17 protein-coding genes are annotated in these 22913 nt (G+C 36.6%); 12 read left to right on the top strand and 5 right to left on the bottom strand.

What is annotated here, in order from left to right:
• Window positions 1-480: 480 nt before the first annotated feature.
• From H4J70_RS13690 to H4J70_RS13680, 3 genes are all read left to right on the top strand, one after another.
• Window positions 481-1194, top strand: a complete 714-nt coding sequence (locus tag H4J70_RS13690; RefSeq protein ID WP_182214268.1) for an ABC transporter substrate-binding protein — start codon at window positions 481-483, stop codon at window positions 1192-1194.
• A gap of 666 nt (window positions 1195-1860) precedes the next feature.
• Entirely contained in the window at window positions 1861-3327 is a 1467-nt protein-coding gene (locus H4J70_RS13685) for a serine hydrolase (protein WP_182251293.1), read from the top strand.
• 728 nt (window positions 3328-4055) lie between these two features.
• Entirely contained in the window at window positions 4056-6068 is a 2013-nt protein-coding gene (locus H4J70_RS13680; RefSeq protein ID WP_182214272.1) for a TonB-dependent siderophore receptor, read from the top strand.
• Window positions 6069-6655: 587 nt separating this feature from the next.
• Here H4J70_RS13680 and H4J70_RS13675 read toward each other — a convergent pair.
• Window positions 6656-8191, bottom strand: a complete 1536-nt coding sequence (locus tag H4J70_RS13675; RefSeq protein ID WP_182251292.1) for a LytTR family DNA-binding domain-containing protein — start codon at window positions 8189-8191, stop codon at window positions 6656-6658.
• A gap of 166 nt (window positions 8192-8357) precedes the next feature.
• Here H4J70_RS13675 and H4J70_RS13670 point away from each other — a divergent pair, with 166 nt between their 5' ends.
• Complete coding sequence (locus H4J70_RS13670) at window positions 8358-9818, top strand: alpha/beta hydrolase (RefSeq protein WP_182251291.1); 1461 nt, start codon at window positions 8358-8360, stop codon at window positions 9816-9818.
• An 819-nt stretch (window positions 9819-10637) separates the two neighbouring features.
• The gene (locus tag H4J70_RS13665) at window positions 10638-12272 is read left to right on the top strand and encodes a M28 family metallopeptidase (protein ID WP_182251290.1); all 1635 of its coding nucleotides are present in this window, start codon (window positions 10638-10640) and stop codon (window positions 12270-12272) included.
• A gap of 87 nt (window positions 12273-12359) precedes the next feature.
• On the opposite strand, the gene H4J70_RS13660 is transcribed toward H4J70_RS13665, so the two are convergent.
• Window positions 12360-13250, bottom strand: a complete 891-nt coding sequence (locus tag H4J70_RS13660) for a dienelactone hydrolase family protein (RefSeq protein WP_182222165.1) — start codon at window positions 13248-13250, stop codon at window positions 12360-12362.
• Window positions 13251-13617: 367 nt separating this feature from the next.
• Between H4J70_RS13660 and H4J70_RS13655 the strand changes: the two genes are divergently transcribed.
• Window positions 13618-14115 (top strand): fasciclin domain-containing protein, encoded by a 498-nt coding sequence (locus H4J70_RS13655; RefSeq protein ID WP_182214281.1) that lies wholly within the window; start codon window positions 13618-13620, stop codon window positions 14113-14115.
• Between the two features lie 211 nt (window positions 14116-14326).
• Window positions 14327-15406 carry a site-2 protease family protein gene (locus H4J70_RS13650; RefSeq protein ID WP_182222164.1) on the top strand — a complete coding sequence of 360 codons (1080 nt, stop codon included), beginning with the start codon at window positions 14327-14329 and terminating at the stop codon, window positions 15404-15406.
• Window positions 15407-15490: 84 nt separating this feature from the next.
• Here H4J70_RS13650 and H4J70_RS13645 read toward each other — a convergent pair whose 3' ends face one another.
• From H4J70_RS13645 to H4J70_RS13635, 3 genes are all read right to left on the bottom strand, one after another.
• Complete coding sequence (locus tag H4J70_RS13645; protein ID WP_182222163.1) at window positions 15491-16126, bottom strand: HPP family protein; 636 nt, start codon at window positions 16124-16126, stop codon at window positions 15491-15493.
• A 178-nt stretch (window positions 16127-16304) separates the two neighbouring features.
• The gene (locus H4J70_RS13640) at window positions 16305-16691 is read right to left on the bottom strand and encodes a hypothetical protein (protein WP_182251289.1); all 387 of its coding nucleotides are present in this window, start codon (window positions 16689-16691) and stop codon (window positions 16305-16307) included.
• A 495-nt stretch (window positions 16692-17186) separates the two neighbouring features.
• On the bottom strand, window positions 17187-18137 hold the full coding sequence (locus H4J70_RS13635; RefSeq protein WP_182214287.1) for a LysR family transcriptional regulator: 951 nt from the start codon (window positions 18135-18137) through the stop codon (window positions 17187-17189).
• A gap of 163 nt (window positions 18138-18300) precedes the next feature.
• Between H4J70_RS13635 and purE the strand changes: the two genes are divergently transcribed.
• The 5 genes from purE (at window position 18301) to H4J70_RS13610 (ending at window position 22829) form a co-directional block, all read left to right on the top strand.
• On the top strand, window positions 18301-18780 hold the full coding sequence (purE, locus tag H4J70_RS13630) for a 5-(carboxyamino)imidazole ribonucleotide mutase (protein WP_182245083.1): 480 nt from the start codon (window positions 18301-18303) through the stop codon (window positions 18778-18780).
• Window positions 18780-19892, top strand: coding sequence for a 5-(carboxyamino)imidazole ribonucleotide synthase (locus H4J70_RS13625; RefSeq protein WP_182245082.1), 1113 nt, complete (start codon window positions 18780-18782; stop codon window positions 19890-19892). Before purE ends, H4J70_RS13625 begins: the two co-directional genes overlap by 1 nt.
• A gap of 118 nt (window positions 19893-20010) precedes the next feature.
• Window positions 20011-21633: a SulP family inorganic anion transporter gene (locus H4J70_RS13620; protein ID WP_220465297.1), complete on the top strand. Its 1623-nt coding sequence runs from the start codon at window positions 20011-20013 to the stop codon at window positions 21631-21633.
• A gap of 174 nt (window positions 21634-21807) precedes the next feature.
• Window positions 21808-22251, top strand: coding sequence for a SirB2 family protein (locus tag H4J70_RS13615; RefSeq protein ID WP_182251288.1), 444 nt, complete (start codon window positions 21808-21810; stop codon window positions 22249-22251).
• A gap of 107 nt (window positions 22252-22358) precedes the next feature.
• Window positions 22359-22829, top strand: a complete 471-nt coding sequence (locus H4J70_RS13610) for a phosphate-starvation-inducible PsiE family protein (RefSeq protein WP_182170271.1) — start codon at window positions 22359-22361, stop codon at window positions 22827-22829.
• Window positions 22830-22913: the final 84 nt, after the last annotated feature.

Genomic DNA, 22913 nt, shown 5'->3' with positions numbered 1-22913 from the left:
TGTTTGTTGTTAGGTCGTATACCTCCAGTCGCCGCTATAATGCGGGATATAGAAGGATGATGTCGGTCAAACAATCGAGCTATATCATTAAGCGTACTTCCTTGTTGGTATTTTTCCCACATTAATGCTCTTTGCTGAGCAGTATAGATAATACGAGTTCTTCTTTTCATAGCTGCGCTCCTTTGTTTAAGGATAGCATTGCATTGACCATTTGAACTCAAGGCTAGTTGAAGAAGTAACTGCCTAAATGTTCACAAAGATACGAAAGAAGACCTTAGCCTTAGCTTATCGAGTGACAAGTGATCCGATAAAGAAGACATTGACATGAGTAGGTCAACTATATTTTAAAAAAAGAAGGGTTGCCGTTCATTAAGTGATAGTAACAATTACGTTAGATTAATAAGCTTTGAAACTTCACTTTCAATCCAAATTTTAATTATATAATATGACTATAATTTATTTATGTGTCTTTATTAGCTTATGTCACTAAAAAATTCTATATCAAATTTGATTTTACTATGTCTTTTAATAGCCGCTACTGATGCTAATAGCACTCAAAAATATATTTGTGCTACAACCCATTACCCACCTTATACTACTTTTGATAAATCCAAAAAGGTATTTACTGGCTCCGATATAGATCTCATTCAGACACTATTCAAGAGGCTCGAAATCGACATCGAAATAGTCAATTTACCTTGGGCTAGATTAAAGGTCGAAATCTCACGAAATAATTATGACTGTTTTTTCTCACTAGGAAAGTTTCCAGATAGAGAAAAGTATTTAGACTACACAAGCATACCAACACATGTGACAAAAATTGCCTTATTCGCTGCTAAAGGCGATCATAATATTAATTTAGATTTATCTAATAAAACAGTTGGCGTGCATCGAGGTATAAATTTACATTTAGATATCCCCAGCGTGCATAAGCTGGAAAATGCAGCAATACATAAATTACCATCAAATGACATTTTATTTCAAATGTTAGTGGCAAAAAGAGTAGATGTAGTTATTACCAGCCAAATTGTAGGTGAATATTTATTACAAAATCAACATCCTAATTTTAAAGTGGATGTTGATGTTATTAAGAATTATGCACTCCCTGTGTATATAGCATTTAGAAAGGGAACGATAAATATTAGTAAAGTAAATAAGGAGCTGAATAAAATAAAAAGCGCATCAAATCTCTAAAAGTAATTTTCCTTTTGGGTATGCGTAAGTAATTTAGTCCTAGGAAGTATTCAGCTTTGGACGCAAATTCACTTAGCTCTTAGTCTCGATAATTGCAGCTATAGGCTATGAACGACAGATAGTAACTCAAAAGCCAACATCAGCTTTTGGCTAGTTGAAGAAGTCTCTAATGATCACTAGTTTAATGTTAACAAAGATACGATTGTTGACATTACCATCAATATATTTTTCCATCTGTTTGCTGTGCTTAGAAGGCGCAGGTTTACCTTTACCCTGAAAGACCACTAAGCCAGCATAGCAGTCGTTCTATGTTCAATTTGTAACGTTCACTCTGTTTAGTATAGAAGTGACTAGTAATAAATTTTAACTTCCGTAGTTGCCTTGAGCGCAGTTATTACAAGTTGGACTTACAAAGCTAACTTTTCAACAATTCTTTTCTATTGAGTAAGTTAGCTGGAGGTGTGAGTGATTAAATTGGCTCTTGGTTTTTAATATCTTCTTATTTCAAAAGTTAACGCACCCAATAAAAACAGAAGAAATTCAACACAATAAATTAACACACATCAAAATGTTAGATGTATTTTTTAATTGTTCTCCTTAAATCAACTTTCATTTTTTATATAAAGTAACTAGGATAATGTCTATATCTAATCAATAAGGATGAACATGATAAAGCCACAATCAAAACTCACTTTTCGGGTGTTTTTATTTTTAACACTAACACTTTTAGTCTCTGCAAATAATGCATTTGCAAACGAAAAAAAATCTCAAATCGAAAATTTAGTACAAAAATATAATGATTACGGAAAATTTACTGGCTCGGTGTTAGTGTCACAGAGTGGAAAAATTATCTTTAAAAAGAGCTATGGCTTGGCCAACATGGAATGGAATATTCCTAATTCACCTGATACTAAGTTCAGAATAGCTTCATTAACCAAACAATTCACTTCCATGTTGATTATGCAACTTGTGCAAGACAATAAGATAAAACTAGACGCAAAAATAACAGCATATATTCCCGATTACCGAAAAGATACGGGTGATAAAGTTACAGTTCATCATTTATTAACACATACTTCAGGCATTCCCAGTTACACCAGTTTACCAGACTTCTTCAGTGATATTAGTCGAGACCCATACAGTGTTGATGATTTTACTAAAAAATATTGTAGCGGGGAGTTAGAATTTGAACCAGGCTCTACTTTTAGATACAACAATTCAGGTTATTTCTTACTGGGTAATATTATTGAAAAAGTCACTGGAAAAACTTATCAGGATGTTTTACAAGAAAAAATATTTACTCCGTTAGGTATGAAAAATTCTGGTTTCGATAACGCAAAACCACTAATTAAGAATAGAGCAAGTGGATATACTAATTCATTAGACGGATACACAAATGCTAATTATTTAGACATGTCATTACCTTACGCCGCAGGTTCAGTTTACTCGACTGTTGAAGATTTATATTTATGGGATCAAGCTCTTTATACCGAAAAACTTCTGAATAATAAAAACAAAGTAATAATGTTCACTCCATATTTAAAAAACTATTCGTACGGTTGGGGAGTAAAAGATATTGAATTAACTGAACCAAACCATAAAATTAAATCAATAGCCCATAGTGGTGGTATCAATGGATTTCAAACACTGATCACTCGATTACCTCAGGATAAACATATGATTGTACAACTTAATAATACTGGCGGAGCTGCCCTTAATGAGATGACTGATGCCATCATTAGAATTCTGTATGGTGAAGCTTTTGACGAGCCCAAAAAATCGATTGTTAGTGTTTTATACAAAACTATAAAAGAAAAAGGTATCGACTCAGCTATTCGGCTTTATCATGATTTAAAAGAATCTAAATCTAATGAATATGAATTTGCAGAACATCACCTAAACAATATGGGTTATCAACTACTAGAAATAAATAAAGTTGTTGAAGCGATTGAAATTATGAAACTTAATACCATTGAACATCCTGAATCAGGCAATGCTTATGACAGTCTAGGTGAAGCTTATCTCGTCAACGATCAAAAAGCACAAGCATTAAAAAGCTATAAAAAGTCATTAGAGTTAGAACCTGACAATAAACACGCTGTTACTGTGATTAAAGAGATTGAATCCAAATAAGCATATTCACAGAGTAAAATACTAATGTAATAAAACCAAAATTATAACTGGCCATGAAGTAAAACCGGAGGGGTATTTATTCCCTCCTTCACCTTGCGATTCACTACTAAAAAAATCACTTCCCAAGCAATATGTCAGTTTGTAAAGGCTAAGTAATTTTGACTATGAACGTGCCGACTTTTATGAGCGAAGTGAATATATACAACATACTAAATTAGACAATATAATATCAGTAATATCAGTAATATGGTATATGGTTCCCCTTCCGATACGAATATTCAAAGACAGCAATGTAGTTCAAACCAGCTCCACAAATAAGCAGTAAATTTTGTTAGAATTGTCATGAATATGACCATGATTCAACAAAAAAATAATGTCTGCAATTGGCTAGCTGAAAAAGTCTCTAATAATCACTAGCTCAATGTTAACAAAGATACGTTAGCGCACGTAGCATCAATAGATATTTAAGCTGTTTAGAGTGTTCATTAGACGTTGAGCTACCGTCATCTTAATAGTCAATAAAGCCACCAAAGCCGTCATGAGAGTTTACATGCTAAAGACAGGAGATCCGACAAGCCGACCTTATATAAAGTGGACAGTTACAAAAAATATGCCACAGGTTCAGTTAATTAGGTGGCTGAATTAACTATGTAACTACATTTAAATAATTACCTATTCTTAATATTTAAACTATAATTCAGACATTTGTGGAATAATCTAAAGTTTGTATGAATCTAATCAAATATTTCTTATTTACCCTTTTATTTATTCCATTTTTATGTTTTGGCGAAGAGTCGATAGATTTATTTGACTTGTCATTAACTGATTTACTTAATTTGAAGGTTTCAATCGCATCAAAAAATGATGAAACAATCAAAAACAGTCCTTCTTCGGTTACTATTTTTACCCGTAATGATATTGATAAAATGGGTATTACTTCTTGGACTGAACTTATCAGTCAAGTGCCCGGTTTTTATAGTATGGTTAATCCGGTCGAAGGAAACCAATCACATATCGTCATGCGTGGTCACGCACAAACATACGCCAATACACTACTTATTTTACTCAATGGCCATAGAGTGAATGATGATTATACGGGTGGCATTAATTTCTTTATTCAATTTATGGACCTAGCTGATGTTGAAAGGGTTGAAATCATTAGAGGTCCTGGTTCTTCAATATATGGTTCGAATGCATTTAGTGGTGTTATTAATATTTTAACTAAGCCCCAAAATAAAATCTCTGTGGGATTGGGAGACTTTGGTGCTCAAAAATTATTAATAAACACATCACACACATTAGGAGATTGGCAGTTAGGAGCAAGTTTGTCTTTGTTCAAGGATGATGGTTATCACTATAATGATGTTTTCGACCGTAATGAAATTCAAACAACTACACGTGATCCTAGAGAATCTACTCAACTTCGTGCTTATCTTACTCATAAAGATACAAAATTATTTGCTCAACTTTTGGATACAAAAAGATCCGATTATTATCTTTTTAGACGTTTACGAGATGGGGTAAACATCCTTGAGTTACAACATTTTATCGCCGGTATAGATCAGCGAATATATAATTCTGAGACAATGAGTTGGGATATTAGTACTAGTTACCAGCAAGCAAAAAGACGAGAACTGGGTGCATTGGTACCCAAGGGAGAAGTGCCCTTTGAGCAGGTGGACTTTCTCTTTGGAACCGACTTTAAATATCATGCGATAGATTTTGCTTTAAATGGTAAATATCAATTAAACGAAGATTTTAAAATAAATACTGGCTTGTCTTACTCTCAAAGTCAGGTTCCTGACGCTTATTTAAGAAGTAATTTCGATATATATGGCGATTCTTCTCAACTACCTGAAGTGATTACGTTTGATCAAGACGAACAAAGAACAGTTTTAGATAAAAAACGAGAAATTTCCAGTGCCTATTTGCAAACGCAGTGGCAAGTAACGTCGGCTCTGCAAATGACAGCGGGCCTTAGATATGATGGTTACAACGATATTAACAGTGCACTTATGCCTAGGTTTGCCTTGGTGCATCATTTAAATGAAAAACAAACGATTAAGTTTCTTCATGGTCAAGCTTATAGAGCCCCATCGCTTGGCGATATGTACGATGAAGAGAGTGGTCTCACTCAAGGTAGCCAAGATTTAGAAGCCAGTGAAATTAGCACCACCGAAATTGTTTATCTACATTCATATACACAATCACAGTTTACGGCAACGTTATTTTCTAACAGACAAACGAATATTATAGGTTATAAAGCCAATGAAAATGGGGTCCATGCGTTAGATAATATTGCTAAAAATGATGTTGAAGGTATTGAATTAGAATTGATTTGGCAACCAATAGATAGCTTTAGATTAGTGTCTTCTGCTACTCATTTATCAAAAAACAAAACACACTTGGAACAATCATCAGGACTACCCAAGTCGGAAGATCTTTCTCCAGATAGTTTGTTGAATTTCAGTGCTTATTACCAATACCAATCTTGGTCGTTCAATCTCAATGGTAATTGGCGCTCTAAGGTAAAAGTATTAGACGAAGGTTCGTTGTGGCTGTTAAATAGCCATATAAAAAATCAACTATCAAAAGAAGTAAGTCTATCGTTAACTATTTCAAATTTACTTGATGAGAGCTATGCCACATCATCACATACATCTTTAGGAGTAGATGAAAACGTACAAGCATTTCCTGCACGAGGACGCCAGACGATACTAAAACTTAGTTATAATTTTTAGTATCATGGTCAACTGAAACTGGACGATTTTAAGTCAATTAAATTTCATTGTGAACTCAATAAAGTAATGGCTCGCCCTTATTTTATGCCCGTATATAGATTAACAGTGGGAGCCTAAATTCGAACACTGTGTCTTTCTGCTTTGTTTCCAAAGTGATTTTGAAATACCGAAATAATTTGTGGGATGTAAGAAATAAGGTAAAAGTTAGTGTTTAGAAATGAAAGTCCAACAGCAGTTTTGGGCTTAAACCATCCCCACAAGTGAGCAGGAAATCTTGGCTAATATTATTGCTAAATATGATCTAGGATGCACAAAAGCTAATGTCGGCTTATGGCTAGTTGAAGAAGTCTCTAATGATCACTAGCTTAATGTTAACAAAGATACGAATATATACGTTAGCTTTGGCTCATCTAGCGACAAGTGTTCCGACATAGCGGTCATTCGCTGATACTTATTTCTGTCCCAAAATGTGTTTAGTCTAAGATTAGATTTTCGACATTCGATCTACAATAAATGTAATCATGGCTTAAAGTTTACCTGCCCCTGTCTATCAAGTGAGAGGCATATAGGTTGCAAGTATTCTAAACTCAACTTTGTTTTATGTAGTTTCGCACCGTAGGCATAATTCTTCGACTTACGGGGACTTCCACTGCGTCGTGCAGTCGCAGGAAGCCTGCACCCGATGTTTCAGACTGTTGTGAGCTTTTGGTATTCAAACTGTTAATAAATTCCACATTCACTAAATATGAACGATGCACCCTTAAAAATGTTTTAGGAAGGCTAGACTCTAACTCTTTTAAACTGCCTGTAAACAAGCGCTGTTGGTGGTCTTTTAGATTTATTTCTACGTAATCACCCGCAGCTTTGCAAAACACCACTTGGTTGCTGGCGATGATCTCTATTTTCCCCGCGCTGTTAATTTTGATTGTACTTGGTTCAGTTTGTTGTTGGTTTTGTTCTAGTTTGAATTGCAGTTTCGCGACTAAGGCTTGTTCTGCTTCCTTGTCTTTTTGTTCTTGGTTGAGCTTTTGCGCTTGAAGAACAAATAGTAATATTAGCACCCCTGTAATGATGTAATAAAACAGCACATCGTGAAAGGTAGTTAACGTTAATACAATTGTGACTGAAAACAAAACAAACACAGCAGCATAAATTGCCCACTCTTTTGATTTGGTCTTTACAGCTTGAGTCGTTAAAAGTGTGGCACTAATCGCACTTGGGACAAATATCGCCAAAGCGGTTTTAGGGTCAAAACCAGGGGTTAACAACACAGTTAATAAACTAAAACTGCCACCTGCAAAAACCCACAAATACGGCTTGTTCTTTTCTAATTTTAAAATAATAAAAGTCAAAAAACACAAGCCAAATAGAAGCGAGAGCGAAACAATGAGCAACAGTCTGACATCCTGAAATGGATACGGATAAGAAAATAATGAACGGGATATTTCGGCAAATAGCTGTAATGACGCAAACGAGGTCATCAATAAAAACAACAAATTGTTTGCGCGATTTCTGGGGCTGAAACTAGCCACCAAAAAGTAAATAGCGCCTAACAGGAGTGCACCTAACGGCACTATTGATACACCTAAATTCCGGTGAATAAAGTAAGTAGGGTCGGAGTAGATGCCAAAACCGATAAAATTCAGCGGGTTGCTTAAGGTTAAAAATCCGTGATGTGATGACATTTTTATAATAATTTCGTTGATTTTAGGTTTTATTAAATTAGCGGGTACATAAAACATTGCATCTATTTTACCTACCTGTTCTAGGTTAGGAATAACATTAGGTGAGCCGTTACTTCCTAAATATTGACCATTAAAATAGACCTTACTCGCCGCCTTACCTGAAATATAAACACTGTGAGGATTTTTATCTTTCAGCATATATTCAGGAACATTGACGGTTGTTTTTACCCATAAAGCTGTGTTTTGAGGATCTATTTTCCAAGCGTTTGTTGTTTTACATTCTCGTTCACTAAAACTGGGTATCACATTAGAGGAAGAGGTAATCGGGCAGATAATGACTGAGTCTAGATTAATAGTCACTAATGATTGTGAAAAACCAAACCCAGAATACAAGCACAGGATGGTACAGAGTTGAAGTAGAAAAATACGTATTGTCATGTTAAATATTATATTAAAAATTCAGTCGTTTTGCTCGACCATTTACCGATTAGTTTATACCACTTAACGGAATAAACGGAAAAAAACATGCCTTTCAACGAGTTATGAATGCATCTATTTGTTACTTAAGCAATAGTGACGACATTAAAACTCTAAGGAAGAAATTATGAATATTAAAAATTTAACCGTTGGTTTGTTGTTATTAACAGTCACATTAATGTCATTTTACAGTTTTGCGGCCAAGACGTTTAGCAATGAGAAAGAAATTCAATTCAAAAGTGGTGAGCAGTCAGTGATGGCTTACGAAGGTTCTATTCAGGTATTGGAAAACCGTAACGATAAAAATAGCCGTACCATTCCACTGACCTATGTACGTTTTCCTGCCACTGGCAATAAAAAAGGGTCACCTATAGTTTATTTGTCGGGAGGACCTGGAGGCTCAGGTATTTCTACTGCGCAGTACCCAAATTTTCGATTCCCACTATTTATGGCGTTAAGAGAGTTTGGCGATGTAATCGCTTTAGATCAGCGTGGAACAGGCAAGTCGCACATTGTCCCTAAGTGTGAATCGAAAAAATCTTTACCATTGAATGAACGTTTATCTGAATCACAAGTGACCAAGATTTATCGTGCTGCGGCAACAGAGTGTGTTGAGTTTTGGAACAAAAAAGGCGCTGATGTACTTGGTTATACTACAGTGCAAAGTGCCCACGACTTAAATGATTTAAGGAAACACCTACAGGCTGACAAACTTACTTTATGGGGCATTTCTTATGGTACTCATCTAGCACTTGCCAGTCTAAAGGTGATGGAAAATCACATAGACAAAATGGTACTTGCCAGTGCGGAAGGACTAAACCAAACAGTAAAACTACCAGCCAGAACCGAAGGGTATTTTAAGCGTTTGCAGCAAGCTATTAATCAACAGCCTAAAGCCAAAGCAGAATATCCTGATGTTATTGGCTTAGTAAAACGTGTAAACAGAAAATTAGAAGCTAACCCTATTACAGTAACAATGCCGCAAAAAGACGGTGAGCCAATTGAGTTCTTATTTCAAAAAAGTCACATGCAAGGAATAGCGTCTGCAATGATTTCAGATCCGCACCGCTATGTGTCTATGCTGTTGCAAATATACTCAGGTATTGATAGTGGAATAACTGCAATGTTACCTAGCGTTATCGAACGTGCTGGTTTTATGGACTCTAAAATCAGCTTCGACATCATGTCGTTTGGAATGGATGTCGCATCAGGCGTCTCAGACGAACGATTAAACTTAATTGAGCAACAAGCTCCAGCTTCATTAGTAGGTAAAATGCTGAATTTCCCAATGCCGCATTTAAACAAAGTTATTCCAAATTTAGACTTAGGTGATGATTTCCGCACTAAGCCAAAAAGTGACGTACCGACGTTATTATTAACAGGCACACTAGACGGAAGAACATATGTACAGTCGCAATATGAAGCTACAGCAGGTTTGAGTAACTTAACAAAAGTAACGGTAAATAATGCAGGTCATAACTTGTTTATGGTATCACCCAAAGTAACTGAAACGATTAAAATATTCTTGAGTGACAAGCCAGTAGAAGACAAAGAAATCGAGTTTACATTACCGCCATTTGTGAGGTAATAAATCGCATTTAGCTAACGGCTGCAATAGGCTCTGAACAGCCGTTAGTAACTCAAAAGTTAATGTCAGCTTTTGGCTCAGGCTGTGTGAAAACTATTTTGAACTTGCGTAATTTGGAAATATCAACGAAAAAGTGCTCTGTAGATTTAAATCTGTAATAAGTTTAGTGTCAAACTACCTTTGAATTTACATAGCGTTGCATAAAAATTGTAAGCTGAGAGTTTGGGCTATAAGCAGTCTTCTATAGACTGCTTTTTAGTTTCAATATTAGTTCGGCTTTGTACCTTCCTGACATTAGCCTTCATATACTTTTTAATGCATTATTTCTATCATGTTACGGATACTCTTCAGTGAAACACAACTACCGGTTAATTTATGCGTTAGGTTTTGTTTAAATAATAGTTAAATTGATTTTAAGTTTGGGCTATTACGGCGACTTCTCATTATTATTTTCTGATAAAAAAATAAAAAGACATTCAAGCATGACAAATAGCAATTGGCTATTAATGGAGTGTTATTAATACTAATCCTAATTCAGTTTTATCGCATTAGTGCTAATGTCTCAAAGTGGCAAAAATGATCATTAGAAGCCAGTCTCATTTAGTGATTGGTAATCTCAAACATTATGCGCTTGTACACAAGGTCATCATTTTAAGATTATTCATATGATGACCTTGCTTATACTATGCGTTTATTTACTGACTTAATACTTTATTAACTAGTTAACTCTTTGCTGACTATAACTTTTCAACTAAGTCTATCAAACGCCGCCAATACTCGTTTATAATCCAAGTGTCATTCTTAATAAAAGTATAAAAAATGAAAAATAAAATAGCTTTAACCTTATTTACTTTAGCGCTGGTAAGTGGCTGTGGCAAAGAAAGTAATGTTTCAAAAAATACCGAAGTAGATGTTGCGGCGAGTTATCAAAGCATTAACAAAGAACAACTTATTGAGCATATCAAAGTACTTGCTTCAGATGAGTTTGAAGGGCGCGCACCGTCAAGTAAAGGTGAAGCGCTTACGCTTGATTACTTAACTAAACAATTAACGGCAATCGGTTTTAAGCCAGGCAATGGTAATAGTTTCCTGCAGGCTGTACCTATGGTATCAATTGAGGCATCACCAGACATGACATTGTCAATTGGTGATAAAGACTATCAATACGGAACGGATATGGTAATGGGCTCTGCTCGCATAAGTAACCTTGAACAACTTAAAGACTCAGAATTAGTCTTTGTTGGTTACGGTATTAACGCGCCAGAGTACAACTGGAATGATTACCAAGATTTAGATGTTAAAGGTAAAACCGTTGTTATTTTAGTTAATGATCCGGGTTTTGCAACTCAAGACGCTGAACTTTTCAACGGTAATGCGATGACCTATTACGGGCGCTGGACCTATAAATATGAAGAAGCTAGCCGACAAGGTGCTGAAGGTGCGATCATCATTCATGAAACCGCTCCGGCATCATACGATTGGTCGGTAGTAGAACACTCGTGGTCTGGTCCTCAATTTGGCTTTGTGCGTGAAGACAAAAATAAAGACCGTGTTGCGGTTGAAGGTTGGATAAATAGCGATGTTGCCAAAGAATTATTTACTCAAGCCGGTGTCAACTTCGAACAGGCTAAAGTTGAGGCTGCCAAGGGAAGTTATCATCTTGATATGGGTGACTTAACAGCCTCTGTTACCGTAAATAACACCGTGAAAGAATCAGTGTCTTATAACTTTATCGCCACTTTACCTGGAAGCGTTAAGCCTGATGAGCATATTTTATATACCGCACATTGGGATCATTTAGGCAAAGATACCAGCTTAATTGGCGACCAAATTTATAATGGCGCTGTCGATAATGCATCGGGTACTGGGGCACTTATTGAAGTCGCTGAAGCCTTTGCTAAATTGCCTGTTGCACCAGCGCGTTCCATTACCATCATGGCAGTAACTGCAGAAGAACAAGGGTTGTTAGGTTCTAAGTTTTATGCGGCTAATCCTATTATTCCAGCGGCTAAGACAGTTGCAAATATTAATATGGATGCTTTAGGGGTGAATGGTCGAAGTAGTGATGTCTCTGTCTATGGATTAGGGCAGTCAGAACTTGATAACTTTCTTAGTGATGCAGCGAAGAAGCAAAACCGCACTATAGCCGGGGATCCTCGTCCTGCTGCGGGTATCTATTACCGCTCTGATCACTTTGCCTTTGCAAATATCGGCATTCCGGCGTTATATGCTAAAACGGGAGAAACTGCCGTTGATGAAGCGACTAAAGTGTTGCGAACTCAATTAAAGGAAAGTCTTGGTAAGTGTTATCACAACCTTTGTGATGAATATAATGATACATGGGATCTTTCTGGCGCCGAAGAAGATATGCAAGCATTTTTTGACATTGGTTATCAGCTTTCCAAAGAAAATGTGTGGCCACAATGGAGTAAAACATCAGAGTTTAAACGCTAAACGCTAAATATAGCTAAGCGAGTACAAGTCTACTTTATTGATGACTTTGCTCGCTTAACTCGTTAATAAAGTGTTTTTAGATGATTTTTATACCAGCTTCTCAGTAAAAAAGGCTAGGGTGCGATGCCAGGCAAGCTCGGCATTTTCTTTATCATAACGGCTGGTTGAGTCATTATGAAAGCCATGTTTGGCATTTTTATAGATCTGCATTTGATAGGGGGCTTGAACAATTTTCAAGTCACTTTCATAGTCAGGCCAAGAGTTATTAACCCTTTCATCGAGTTCAGCCAATTGAATCAGTAACGAAGCCTTAATATTTTTACGTAATTCTTTTTTGGCTGGTGTGCCATAAAAAGGTACGCCTGCAATAATCAAATCAGACTCCACTGCGGCTAAGTAATTGACTATGTAACCACCAAAACAAAAGCCAACAGCACCAAGCTTTCCATTACTTCTGTGATGTTTTTTGATGAATTTTGCTGCTGCAACAAAGTCATGCTGTATTTTTTCAGCATCCATCGACTTTTGCATAGATCTGCCTTCATCATCATTACCAGGATATCCACCTAAGGGGAACAAAGCATCTGGAGCAAAGGCAAGATACCCGGCTTTAGCTAAACGTCGAGCAACATCTTTTACGTAGGGGTTTAGGCCCCTGTTTTCATGAATAACTAAAACAACAGGCAAGGTTCCTGTTTTGTTGGTTGGTGTTACTAAGTAGCCGGCACCTTTACCGTAACCTTCGGGTGAATCGAAAGTTTCATAGGTAGCTTTTATTTCATCATCATTAAAAGAAACTTGTTCGGCTAGGGCATAATTTGGAAGCAATGCTGATGTGAGCACTGTCATTGAGTATCCCACTGCAACTAAAGTCGCTAATTTTGCCATAAAGCTTCTGCGATCCATACCGCCATGAGCGTATTCGTCGTACCAGTCAAATGCTTCTTGAGGGATATCACTAGCTGATTTTTTTGACATTTATTTATCTCACTTATTAATTTAAATAATCTAACCCTTCATAAACACCTTATAAAATATATTTATTTAAGTATTTTCGCAAATTTATTAAGGTAATTTAGTCTTGATTACTTAGACGTTATCCTTGAACTTCGATAATAAAATTTTATAGTTTTTGCCATAGTTCATTGCTGAGACGAGGCTATTACTCAAGAATAAGGTGACGATATACTTGTAGCCTTAGGGATGGATTTTTTAGTAGATAGGGTAGGTGTGGTTATATTTCATCCGTTTTTATTATAAAGATGTTAAGTAAACTGATCTTAATTGTTTAACAGTACGTAAATATTGGCTGAAACTAAATATTATCCATTAAATAGGAATTAACATGTTCAATAAATTTATTACAACAGGTTTACTCGTAGTTGCCAGCTTAGCTTTTATGCCGACTTCTCATGCAGAACACCATGGTATGAAAAAAGACATTGTTGATGTAGCTGCTGCAAATGGTTCTTTCAATACTCTTGTTGCTGCAGTTAAAGCCGGTGGACTTGTCGATACACTCAAAGGCAAAGGGCCTTTTACTGTATTTGCACCAACGGATGAAGCTTTTGCAAAGTTACCTGCAGGCACGGTTGAAATGCTATTAAAACCAGAAAACAAAGATAAATTAGTATCGATTTTAACTTATCACGTCGTTGCTGGAAAAGTGATGTCTACAGATGTTGTTAAAGTAGACAGTGCTACTACAGTGCAAGGCCAAATGTTGATGGTGAAAGTAGATGGCGGTAATGTAATGATAAACAATGCGAAAGTGATAATGGCTGACGTTAAAGCAAGTAACGGTGTCATACATGTCATTGATACAGTGTTAATGCCTAAGTAAAGTTATTGTAAAGTATTGCTTTAACTACTGATACTTAATCAATTGTTTACTATTAAGCCAGCTTTAGCTGGCTTTTTCTATCGCGATGCGAATAAAAAACTTTTTACCCGCTTATCTGTTTGCCGATAAATCAATAATAGTGGCAATAAACCTTGCTGCCCCTCCAAATATAGTGATAATCGGGCAAGGTTCTATTTACTGAGTTTATAAAGTGCAACTATTAGCAGTAACGTGTTTGAATAAAACACTACGATTAGAAGGTTCAATGGCGGGATGGCAACAACTTTTTTGGGACGACCAGTGTGTCTCACAAATTGACGCAGTCGATGGCAACGATACCTTTACCCATCAATTCTCTCTACAAAGTGAACAAGGTGATTTACATATAGAACTTAAGGGCACACTGCATTGGCAGCCTTTTGCGCTTAAATACCAGCTTTTTGTTGATAATAAACTTCAACAAGAAGATACCCTCATTGAAAAAGATATAGAACAACGCCAAGTTAGCCAAGCTAGCAAGCAGCCGATGAAATTTAGTTTCATTGGCATGGCTGGACTTGGCTTGAAATTGTTAAAAAGTGCCAAAGTCATCAAAGTGCTATTTGCTGCGGGTAGTTTAGCCGCATATAGCTGGTTATTTTCTATTGAATTTGCCATAGCACTTATTCTTTGTCTCGTCTTTCATGAATATGGACATATTAAGGCGATGAAATACTTTGGTTTGAAAACCAAAGGTATTTACCTTATTCCTTTTGTCGGAGGCTTAGCATTGAGCGACGATAAAATTAATACCCGCTGGCAAGATGTTGTTATTTCGATAATGGGCCCTTTCTTTGGCCTAATACTCTCTATTGCTTGCTTGGTAGGTTACTGGCTAACCGATTTAGAAATACTGGCCGGTTTAGCGGTTTTTAATGCCTTACTTAATCTATTTAATTTGTTGCCGGTATTACCCTTAGATGGTGGACACATACTCAAGAGTATTGCCTTTTCAATTAATACCCGTGTTGGTTTAGTTGCTTGTGTATTAGGTGCTGCATTAGGTGTTTATATTAGTTATCACTTTGGTTTAGCGCTATTAGGCTTTTTACTTGCTATTGGTAGTATAGAAATTTTCTTTGAATATAAACGTCGACATTTGAGTGACCTATTACCCTTAAACCGTTATGCTCAAGTTGTCTCAGTATTATGGTACGTCATTACATTAGGCGGGCTAAGTGGCATTATTTGGTTTGTTGGTCAAACAGGCAACAGTGCGTTGTCATTACCGCTGAAAATACTGGGAAGTTAATTTAACAGCTCGACAATTACCCGGCTATTATTACGTTAACGGCAAACGGCCATCTTTTTAAAGCATTCTTTTATCCTCTCTTCGTTAACACCACAATGATAACGGAGGGTCGATAGCTACTGCTTTTATAATATCGGTACGTGAAATAATGCCCACTACTTTGCCATTGTTTTCTAAAATAGGAATTATGTGCAAACGATTTTTTACTTGCAGGACCGCAATACGTCGGATGTCTGTAACTGGTTCTGCGGTATAAATTTTAGAATGCTCATTGAGAAATAAATCAGCGACGCTTTTTGATTTTGCACTTTTATCAACATCAGTGCCATGCTTTAAAAGATATTCGTAAAGTTGTTGTCTAGATAAGCTCCCCATAAGTTGTTGCTGGCTATTTACAATTGGAAATTCTTGATATGCCCGCTCGGTAAATATCTTAATAACCGTCGTTAAAGTATCACTGGCTGATATTACGGCAACGGGGTAAGTCATAATTTGATAAGCGTGACATATCAACTCTTTTGTCTCAGTTTTACTGATAGCATCTTTATAAGCATCAATGGCTTTTGGGGGCGGCGAATAACCTTTTTTTAGCAAAGGTGAAAGCTCATCGAGTTCCTGAAAACTTCGTGATTGCTCCGTCAATTGTGTTTTTTGAACATGATAGAGCTCTTCCAGTGGGCCTGAAAAGCTTCGTCCATTTGGCGTGTATATTGCGAACATGATTATCTCCTTTTACATAATGTGTTTATTGAATGCCCCATGCGCCAATATAATTATTATCATTTAAGTTTCTAGCGTTATGGTGTTCACTAACCCAGTTATTAAATAAACGAGTAAATAAGTTGCGTTATTTACTCGTTATTTTATTGGAAAGGGGTGAACACAGCGGATAGCATTGTTAGTTAACCATTAATTCAATACGCTCTAGTTCGACCCTTTTAGAGAGTTCAATATCACTTTTAGGAGACCAAGTCGGATAATTTTTTTGCTGGCGCTTTACCTTTTTTAAAAAACTTGCTCTTGCTCTTGATAGGGCAATATTCACCGCTGACATTACAGAGCTTTGATTATCAGTAACAACAATATCAGGCATACCTTTACTGTAAATAACTACTCTACAGTGCTTATCTTTACCACCTTTGGGGCCGTTAATATCATCAATGGTCACTTTTATTACTTGAACACGATCATAATATTTATTAAACATGTGACGTGCTTTATCTCGGATGTGCGACAAGTTTTCTGACGAAAGTTCAATTTTCAGATCGGTAATTGTTAATTCCATAAGTGCCTCGTTTAATTTTAAAAATGATTATTTACTATGACTCAGCGCAAAAGTGTTAACAGCGATGTTATCGCTTAGACAACATCGTTGTTAACTGCTTAGCTGTGTTATTTATAACTAACTATTTACTGCAATTAAAGTCGATTGTAATTGTTTTATTATCAACTAAAAGTTGATAACTGTTTTTTTTAGTAGTGTGAATTACTGATAAGGCGATAGGGAATAAAGGGATGTTTAGGCTCAGTTTAACCATGCTGTTCAGTGGTGCTTTTATACGACAGTAAGCTAAGGTATAGTGAAAGGAGCGATTATTATTGCTAAATACTACATGTACTTAGTGTTAATGACCTCTATTCGCTAATAATGCGATGCATGCGCTATTTTATCAAAAGGTTAAATACTTGGCTGTTCAGCCAGTATCAACCTTATGAAAAAATTAATTTAATTAGCCCATCATTTAACCTACTTTATTAAGCAGGTTAACTTAACAGTGATTTAGCGAGATAAAATATCGTTTGATATCATTTCTTTTTGTAATAATGAACGGCCATTAGTTTCAATATGAGCAAGAAATTCAGCCGCTAATAAGGTTTGACGTTTTGATTTAGACCAAACAAAAAACCAATGAGCATTTATTGGCAGTTCACTTATTGGTAAACGCACTAGTCCACTTTGTCCACCATACATTAAGGTATGCGCTGATAATATTGAGATGCCAAGCTTTGACATCACCAGATGTTTAATTGCTTCATTACTTTCAATGGTCATTTTTACATTTAGCTTAGTGTTATGATGCTTTAAAAATTCCTCAATGGCATACCTTGTACCTGAACCTTTTTCACGCATAATGAAAGGTTCCTTGCTTAAATCTTTTAAAGTGAGGTTTTTCTTTTTAGCAATGGGGTGGTCTTGATGTGCTATGGCTACCAGCGGATTGGTTAAAAATTCAATCGACTCAGTTTCAATATCAGATGGCGGATGACTAAACACATAGAAGTCGTCAATACCTTGCTTTAGGCGATCAATGGTTTGTTGTCGATTACCAATATTTAACTGTATATCTATATCTGGATATTTTTCTAAAAAAGGTCCCAACAAATGGGGAATAAAATATTTAGAAGTGGTGACAACAGCCAACCTTAAGGTGCCAGACTTAAAACCTTTAATATTGCCTATCGCCATATCAAGTCGTGAAAAACTATCAAGTACCTCTACCGCGGTTTTTACTAACTCTAGGCCTATATCCGTAAATAATATTTGTCTATTGGTATAGTTATATAGAGGAGCTCCCATTGCCTCTGCAAGCTTTTTCATTTGTATTGATACCGTTGGTTGCGTTAGAAAAAGTGCTTTTGACGCTTCTTTAATACTACCTTTATCATGAACTGACAATAATATTTCCAGCTGTCTGATTGTGCCAACATGAGCATGAAGCCTTGATTTCATAATTACATCCCGCCAAATAGATTTTTATCTATTTATACTATAGGTAATATCAATTTTTATCTATTTATCTTTTTTGTCATAATATCACTATCAGAATATTTAATTAGCGGATTGATGTTTAACTCAAGCCAGCGCTTAACCATTAAAAATAAGGCCATTTACAATGAAAAAGATTAAAGTCGCGATTATCATGGGATCACAGTCAGATTGGCCAGTGATGAAAAATGCGGTTACAGTTCTTGAAGCACTGGGCATTGAGTATAAAGCTATGGTTGTTTCAGCCCATCGTACCCCTAAACGTTTATATGACTTTGCTGAGAATGCCGATAAAGAGTACAGCGTGATTATAGCGGGTGCTGGTGGCGCCGCACATTTACCCGGTATGGCTGCCGCATTAACTTGGTTACCTGTTATTGGTGTGCCGGTAATGAGCAAAGCACTCAAAGGAATTGACAGTCTATTATCTATCGTACAAATGCCTAAAGGCGTTGCAGTTGCCACCCAAGGTATTGGCGAAGCAGGCGCATTTAATGCGGGGTTAATGGCCTCACAAATCCTTGCTATTAATGATACGGTACTGCAAGGCAAGCTACAAATATGGCGTTCACAGCAAAGTGAAAGTGTCTCATGGGAGGTAGAATAATGCGCATAGCCATTGTAGGTTGTGGACAACTTTCTCGTATGTTGGCACTTGCAGGACTGCCACTAGGGATAAAATTCAGCTTTATTAATGATAATCTCCAGCAAGTAACTGATTGTGTTGACGGTTTAGGTCGAGTGGTTACACTGACTAAAAATTGGCAGGAAGAGCAAAATATTCATAAGCTTTATAACCTCCTTGGAAAGCCTGATGTAATTACCGTAGAAAAAGAACAAGTAGATATAGAATTGCTTAAAGCTCTGCAAGCATATTGTGATGTTTTGCCAAACATTGAAGCAATTTCTGCCTGTCAGCATCGTTATCGAGAAAAGCAATTATTAGAAAAATTATCAATACCAACTTCACCCTTTGCTTATTCGTTGCCAGCTAGTGAAGCATTGAAAGTCTTACAGCTACCTATGGTGGTTAAATCTTGTAGTGATGGCTACGATGGTAAAAACCAATGGGTTCTAAAAACCTTGGCAGATATTGAAGACTTTGACCGTTTAAACATCGAAGATTATATTATTGAAGCTTGGATAAAGTTTGAACGAGAAATATCTCTCGTCTCGGTTCGCTCAAAAAATGGCAATATTGAACATTATGCTTTAACAGAGAATACCCATAAAAACGGTATTTTGCTGCAATCTATTGCACCCGCTATAGATCAAAATAATACGCTAGCGCTTAAAACTCAAGCTTATATGGAAAGCGTATTAAATGCCCTCGACTATGTTGGTGTTCTGGCGATGGAGTGCTTTGTCGTTGATGGTGAATTAATGATCAATGAATTAGCACCTCGTGTTCACAATAGTGGACATTGGACACAAGCAGGGAGTATAACCTGCCAATTTGAAAATCATATAAGAGCGGTTGCTGGCTTAGTGCTAGGTAGCACAGAGTTACTTGGCACAGCGGGTATGATTAATTTAATCGGTAATGAAAAACCGCCAATGACTTCGCTTTCAGCTTTATCAACATTGCATTGGTACAATAAATCAGTAAAACCGCAACGAAAATTGGGTCATGTTAATTTTTTCGACAAAGACCGAGTAAATCTTGTTCAACAAATGGATAATTTTGAGTGCGATCTTAAGTTGAATCATATTCGTTAGGTTCTATGTTTTTCTGTTTACGGGTCAGATAAAATGTTATCTGGCCTGATCATCTTTTTTAGTAAGGATTTGCGCGGTGTTTGGAAATCGTTTTAAAGAGTTCAATCTCAAAGGAGATATGTTTGGTGGTGTAACTACCGCAATTATTTCTTTGCCTTTAGCACTTGCTTTTGGTGTTGCGTCAGGAGCTGGCGCTGAAGCTGGGCTTTGGGGCGCGATAATGGTTGGATTTTTTGCCGCATTGTTTGGTGGTTCATCTAGTTTGATATCAGAGCCTACCGGTCCAATGACCGTTATTATGACAGCCATATTAACCAGCATGATGGCAAAATATCCAGAAACAGGCATGGCAATTTCATTTACTATTGTGATGATGGCCGGTGCATTTCAGATGTTACTTGGCACACTAAAGCTCGGAAAATATATTACGTTAATGCCTTATAGTGTGATTTCTGGCTTTATGTCAGGCATAGGTGTTATTTTAATTATCTTGCAGTTAGCTCCGTTGTTAGGACATCAGACACCTTCTGGTGGCGTTACGGGAAGCTTATCAGCACTGCCTAATATACTCGCAAATATTAAGTTCAGTGAATTATTTTTAGGGGCACTTACTTTAGGTATTTTATTTTACTTACCTAAACATTACCGCAAATATGTTCCGGCTCAACTGGTCGCATTAGTTGTTGTTACTGTACTTTCTTTAATTTTTTTCAACAGCGATGACATCCGCAGAATTGGTGAGATACCGGCAGGTTTACCTTCTTTAGTTATTCCTCATTTCAACGTCGACATCTTTACTACTATGGTGATAGATGCTTTGGTCCTGGGCACACTTGGCTGCATTGATACCTTATTGACTGCTGTGATTGGTGATTCATTAACACGAAAAGAACATGATCCCGACCGGGAGTTACGCGGACAAGGTATCGCTAATATGATCTCTGGCTTGTTCGGTGCTTTACCAGGCGCTGGCGCAACTATGGGTACCGTGACTAATATTCAAGTGGGTGCACGCTCACCTGTGTCAGGTATCATTCGCGCCTTGGTACTTGCATTAGTGGTGTTAGTGGCTGCAGGTCTAACTGAGCCTATCCCCATGGCTGTGTTAGCGGGGATTGCCGTTTATGTAGGTTTTAATATCCTTGACTGGAGCTTTATTCAACGTGCTCATAAAGTCAGTGTTCAGGGCATGGCCATTATGTATGGTGTTATGTTATTAACTATTTTTGTTGATTTAATTGTCGCTGTAGGTCTTGGTGTCTTCATTTCTAATATCATTGTTATTGAGCGTTTAAGTCGAGAGCAGGCCAGAAAGGTTAAAGCAATTAGTGATGCTGATGGCAATGATGTGCCATTAACTGTGCTTGAACGCGGCTTACTCGATAAAGCGAATGGTAAAGTGTTATTTTTTTACTTATCAGGGCCGATGATTTTTAGTGTATCAAAAGCTATTTCTCGTCAGCATACCAGTGTTGCAGATTTTGAGGTGATGATCCTTGATTTAACGGATGTCCCTATGATTGATGAAACGGTAGGTCTCGCGCTAGAAAACGCAGTAAAAGATGCTCAAGATGGTCAATGTGAAGTTTTTTTATTGTGCCCAAATAAGCAAACACATCAACAGCTCGAAAAGTGTAATGTATTGGATTTAGTCGCCAATGATAATATCTATTCATTGCGCTATGAAGCTTTAGAAGCCTCGCTAACTTATCTAGAAAAAAAGCACAGTAAGCTTGACTAAATGCTTGCATGACACAAAAACTTATCAACAGAGAAACTTGTGCAATGAATATGCTCAGCTTATCCTGGCTGAACTTATTAAAATAATATAAAAGATAGCAGTTGCTTAGGTAAATAAACGATATACTGACAGCCTAAGTATAAAATAAATAATGAATTTCTAGGGAACAACCACATGTACATGATAATTAAGCATCTACACATAACCATAATTACACTTACTTTTGTTCTTTTTCTCATTAACTTTGTGTTAATGATGAAAGGGTCTGATAAAGCTAACAACAAACTGTTAAAAATTGGACCACATATTTTATATACGTTATTTGCTGTTACTTTTATTTATTTGGTGATCGTTAACCCGCTTAATTTGTATCCTTTCGTTAATGGTTGGGCATCATCTAAACTTGCAGGTTTTGTTATCTATGTCCTCTCTATTACGTTGGCGCTTAAGTGGGCTAAGACTAATTTGTGGCGTATTGCTGGCTTAATTAGTGCCATATTTTGGCTAGCTATGACGGCGCGACTTGGTTTTGCTGATCATATTAAAACCAAGGGGATGAATGAAGATGTTAACGCTTATATTGACCTTGGGCGGGCTATGATAGCGAATATTTGCTAGTTTCGAGCCGTATTTTCAATATTGATATTTTCTATGATCATAACGTTATGGCTTTATGAACATAGATATATCGATATATTTACCCTGCTTTTCATATAGGAAGATCCATGAGACACGAAGAATTACCTGAAAATCATTCAGATCCATTGTTAAAGGTACTGCATCGCTCGATTCGATTTGCGATAAGAATACTGGCCTTGTTAATGGTATTAGTGATCTATTGGAGTATCGCTGATGTGGTTTATGTACTCTATTTGAAACTATCGATGCCGCCTTATTTTCTTTTAGATATTGATGATATTTTACAAACTTTTGGCGCTTTTATGGTGGTGTTAATCGCGGTTGAAATCTTTATCAATATTCGTTTGTACCTTGGCTCAAACGTTATCCCGGTAGAATTGGTTGTTGCCACAGCATTGATGGCAGTTGCCCGTAAAGTTATTGTGTTAGATCTTAAACTTGTTTCTGCAGATCAAATTGTTGGTCTTGCTTTGGTGACTATTTCTCTTGGAGTAACGTACTGGTTAATAAAAAAGAAAAGTACGCAAGCTAACGAGATAATTAAGCCAGAATCATAATTTATTGACTTCTTACATATAATTTTGAGTTGTAGTGTCCGTTTACCCCAATGAAAACATTAATGTTAAATTTAACGTTTTCTT

This window comes from Colwellia sp. BRX8-9 (genome assembly GCF_014077245.1).
Lineage (GTDB): Bacteria > Pseudomonadota > Gammaproteobacteria > Enterobacterales > Alteromonadaceae > Colwellia_A.
This window is presented reverse-complemented; position numbering and strand designations above follow the sequence as displayed.